Annotated in this window: 4 protein-coding genes and 1 pseudogene; 3 read left to right on the top strand and 2 right to left on the bottom strand. The window is 61.4% G+C overall.

Going from position 1 to position 3,892, the window contains the following annotated elements:
• The first annotated feature begins 86 nt into the window (after positions 1-86).
• The 3 genes from MOV75_RS29955 to MOV75_RS29945 all read left to right on the top strand — a co-directional run bounded on the left by MOV75_RS29955 (position 87) and on the right by MOV75_RS29945 (position 2,488).
• Positions 87-854, top strand: a complete 768-nt coding sequence (locus MOV75_RS29955) for an SDR family NAD(P)-dependent oxidoreductase (RefSeq protein ID WP_246931208.1) — start codon at positions 87-89, stop codon at positions 852-854.
• 220 nt (positions 855-1,074) lie between these two features.
• Positions 1,075-1,815 (top strand): hypothetical protein, encoded by a 741-nt coding sequence (locus MOV75_RS29950; RefSeq protein WP_246931209.1) that lies wholly within the window; start codon positions 1,075-1,077, stop codon positions 1,813-1,815.
• 148 nt (positions 1,816-1,963) lie between these two features.
• Positions 1,964-2,488 carry a hypothetical protein gene (locus MOV75_RS29945; RefSeq protein WP_246931210.1) on the top strand — a complete coding sequence of 175 codons (525 nt, stop codon included), beginning with the start codon at positions 1,964-1,966 and terminating at the stop codon, positions 2,486-2,488.
• A gap of 105 nt (positions 2,489-2,593) precedes the next feature.
• Here the strand turns inward: MOV75_RS29945 and lpxB are convergent, their stop codons facing one another.
• Together lpxB and MOV75_RS29935 are read right to left on the bottom strand one after the other, a co-directional pair.
• Positions 2,594-3,778 (bottom strand): lipid-A-disaccharide synthase, encoded by a 1,185-nt coding sequence (lpxB, locus tag MOV75_RS29940; RefSeq protein ID WP_246931211.1) that lies wholly within the window; start codon positions 3,776-3,778, stop codon positions 2,594-2,596.
• Positions 3,775-3,892: pseudogene (locus MOV75_RS29935) on the bottom strand (DUF1009 domain-containing protein); the annotation flags it as partial. The pseudogene MOV75_RS29935 and the gene lpxB, both read right to left, overlap by 4 nt.

Below are 3,892 nucleotides of genomic sequence, written 5' to 3'. Positions count from 1 at the left end.
CGCCCCACGCCCGGCACCTCCGCCCCCTTCGCGCTCGACACCCGCCGCATTTGCCTGTTCGACCCCGAGACGGAGCGACTGATCGCATGACAAAGACGAACTATGCCGGCCTCGCGGACCGCGTGGTGCTGATCACCGGTGGCGCCAGCGGCATCGGTGCAGCCTTCGTGCGCGCCTTCGCCACCCAACGGGCGCGCGTCGCGTTCCTCGATGTCGACCAAGCGGCCGGCGCAGCACTGGTCGATGAGGTGACTGCAGCGGCTGGCACGGTCCCGCTGTTCGTGCCCTGCGATCTCCTGGACATCGACGCATTGCGCGCCGCCATGACGCAGGTCCAGCGATCGCTCGGTGACACCGCGGTCCTCGTCAACAACGCCGCCAACGACCAGCGCCAGATGCTGGCGGAGGTGACGCCCGCCGAGTTCGACTGGATGATCGGCGTCAATTTCAAGCACGTTTTCTTCGCCGCGCAGGCGGTGGTACCGCAGATGCAGGCGCGCGGCGGCGGCTCGATCATCAACATGTCCTCGATCGCCTGGATGCGCGGCGCGCCGGCGTTGCCGGTCTATGCCGGCGCAAAGGCAGCGATCGTCGGCTTCACCAACTCGCTGGCACGGTCGGTCGGTCCCGACCGCATTCGCGTCAACGCGATTGCGCCCGGCATGGTCGTCACCGAACGCCAGCGCCGGCTGTGGTATCCGGACGAGCAGGTCATCACCGAGATGCGCGCGCGCCAGGCGGTTCCGGATGCGGTGACGCCCGAGGACATCGCCAACATGGCGCTATTCCTCGCCTCAGATGACAGCCAACGCATTACCGGACAATGTTTTCGGGTGGATGCAGGCTTGGCGTAGCGTGCGCAGCAAATTTGTGTTGGGTCCGCTTTATTCTCCGAAGCAGACGTGAAGCATACGTTGACGCAAGTCGCCCTTGGGCCAATTGCGGAAGTCAACCTTTGGTCCAATCCTTCGTTTCGCAACACGAAATGTTAGAGATCGCCGAATGCGGGTGTCATGTTAGCAAGTCATAAACGATTGAGGCGTGATAACATCGCAACTTATAATGGTTGATAAAATGCGCTATATCACGCTTTCACTGTTCATGTTTCTCGCTTCCGCGCTGCAAGCGGAAGCAGCACCAACATCCATTCGCTGCACAGGCAAGTATTATCAGCAGCAGCAACCCTACTTCGTGACCTATGACCTCGAGTCCACTCACTTCGTATTCGAGAACCCAGGTGCAAACATACTACCTGGCGAGATCATCAGGGTAAGTGACGCGCAACTTGACCTCAGCCTGAGGGCTGATGGCGGACGTATCCTTCTTTCCTTCAATCGCACGCGCAACGTGATGACGTGGCCGGGAATGCCTGCCCAGGAAATGGGAAGAGAGACACTGCAACACGTCTGCACGGTCGTTGCTGGCAGAACGATGCTGTCAGCTTTCCGGCAACCTGAGCAATTTGACCTGAAGCGCCTCGATCCGGTTGATGCCTTTTCACTCACCTGCCCGGGCCAATATGGCCCATACTTCGTCACCCTAGATCGCTCTACAAAGACCGTAGTTCTAGAGACTCAATCAGCGGCCGAGATCATGTCAGGCAACATCACTGGGGCCAACGATGGCTCTATTAGCTTTGCGGTCGCCGGTCACTCGGGCCGCCATTTTGATCTCGTCTGGGATGATAGCAAGCGATTGCTGACTTGGGTTGCTGATGATCCGACAAGGCCGAAAATAAGCCACGAATGCGCTGTCACGGAGCCCCGATCAATCATGGAAACTTATGCAGGTCTAGCGCGCTGGCGCCGAATGTGACTGATGGTGGTCCTAGCGTTTAGGACTGCTTTGGGTCAAAAGCGCCCCTCAGCGGGCATCGGCGTGAACGTCAACTACGGCCAAAAAGCTGACATTGACAACCTTGGCTGCTACAATTGGATCGTTGGCCCAAAGCCCAGGTTTCTGCTTGGAGAGAAAAACAGCACTGCACGAGCTGCTTGAGCTTAAAAAGCCGCTGGACGAGATCCTGCCTACCCTCGATCGTCTTGGGCGGGATAACGTCCCTTTGGTTAACCTCGAGCGAAGGCATGTGGCGTCGATCCTTCGTCGCTATTGCGACGGCGATTTGAACCGCTATGACGTCGAACGCTGGGCCAGTTTAATCGTGTCTCGCAACGACATTGGCTACAATTCAGACGACGTTGTCAGGGAGTATCTGCTAGAACTCGCACTTCCTGCAAACAGGGCGCTAACAAGAGAGCGCGCTGGCAAATCCGCGATTGCGTTGATCGAAGGACCGACAGCAAAAGCGGTCGAAGCTGCTGCCCGCGTCCTTCACCACGAAGCACTACGTCATGGTTGGTGGGGCAAATACAAGAAGTCTTACGATGAGCTTGCTGCAACCGATCCAATCGGGAAGTACGAATTCGACGGCCTAGTGGAGCGTATGCTGATAGCGGCTGCGCGGGCTAAAACTGATGACAATCAATGACCAACGAGCCGCCCGACATGTCCTCTTCGGGACAAAAAGCCGCCAATTGCGCTCAAACCAAGTGACCTCCGCTCGGCCGCTGCCAGCCGACGCTTACGAGGCGCCCTAGCCTAGTCTTCCGCCCTTCCGCATCGTGGCCAGCACGACATCGGCCGCCAGCACGCTCGGTGACCTGTTGCCCGTCGACATGATCCGGTCGAGTTGGGCAAAGGCCTCGACTTGCCGCAGCCGCAGCGGGGAATCCGTCAGCACATCGTGAAGCGCGGGCGCCAGCTTCTCCGGCGTGCAGTCCTCCTGCAGATACTCCGGAATGACGTCCTCACCGATCACGAGATTGGCGAGGATCACCGAGGAGACGCGGATCGCGCGGCGCAAGATGAAGGCCTCGACCGCGCCGACGCGATAGGCGGTCACCATCGGAATGCCCGACAACGCGAGCTCCAGCGTCACCGTGCCGGATTTGGCCAGTGCTGCACGCGCGACGCGGAATACGGCGCGCTTCTCGTTCTCGCCGGTCACGATCCTTGGCTTGACCGGCCAGTTCGCGATGCCCTCGCGGATGGTGGCTTCCAGATGCGGCATGGTCGGCAGTATCAGCTCGAACGCACGCCCCTCGGCCTGCAAGCGTCCGAGCGTTGCGCCGAATACATCGAGATGGTGCCTGACCTCGCTGCGGCGGCTGCCGGGCAGCACCAGCAGCACTGGCGGCTCGCCGGCGCGGCGCGCCTGCTCCTCTGCGTTGGGCCGCAACGACGGCAATTGCTCGATGAGGGGATGGCCGACATAGCTACACGGTGGCCCGCCGAGCTTGCGGTATTCCTCCGGCTCGAACGGCAACAGGCCGAGCACATGGTCGACATAGCCGAGCATGGTCCGTGCCCGCCCCGGCCGCCACGCCCAGAGCTGGGGCGAGACGTAATCGACCACCGGGATCGTCGAATTCTTCGCGCGCACGCGGCGGGCGACGCGATGGGTGAAATCGGGACTGTCGATGATGACGAGCGCGTCCGGCGCGGCTTCCAGCACGGCGTCCGCCGTGTTGCGGATCAACCGCAGGATCTTCGGCAATTGCTGTACCACGGCGGCGAAGCCGACGATCGACAGCTCCTCGATCGGAAACAGCGATTCCAGCCCCTCGCGCGCCATGGTGCGGCCGCCCACGCCTGCGAATTCGACGCCGTCGCCGAGGCGCTGGCGCAGCACCTTCATCAAGGCGCTGCCGAGCCGGTCGCCGGATTCCTCGGTGGCGATCAGGAAGATCCTGCGCTTGGGATCGCGGGACTGCGTCACGCCGGCAGGCCGATGACGAAGAGATATTTGGCGTCGGCGAGCGCGATCATCGCCTGCGGCTCGGCGGCGATGGTGTTGCCGGCAATGACGGCGATGCCGGCGAGGCCCGCGGCG

The sequence above is a fragment of the Bradyrhizobium sp. PRIMUS42 genome (assembly GCF_023006515.1).
In the GTDB taxonomy this organism is placed as follows: domain Bacteria; phylum Pseudomonadota; class Alphaproteobacteria; order Rhizobiales; family Xanthobacteraceae; genus Bradyrhizobium.
Note: the sequence above shows the minus strand (reverse complement) of the source record. Positions and strands in the feature narration are given on the sequence as shown.

Bases quoted from the DNA above. Each gene is read 5' to 3' on its own strand.
- MOV75_RS29955 (WP_246931208.1), top strand. From the start codon at position 87: ATGACAAAGACGAACTATGCCGGCCTCGCGGACCGCGTGGTGCTGATC.
- MOV75_RS29950 (WP_246931209.1), top strand. From the start codon at position 1,075: ATGCGCTATATCACGCTTTCACTGTTCATGTTTCTCGCTTCCGCGCTG.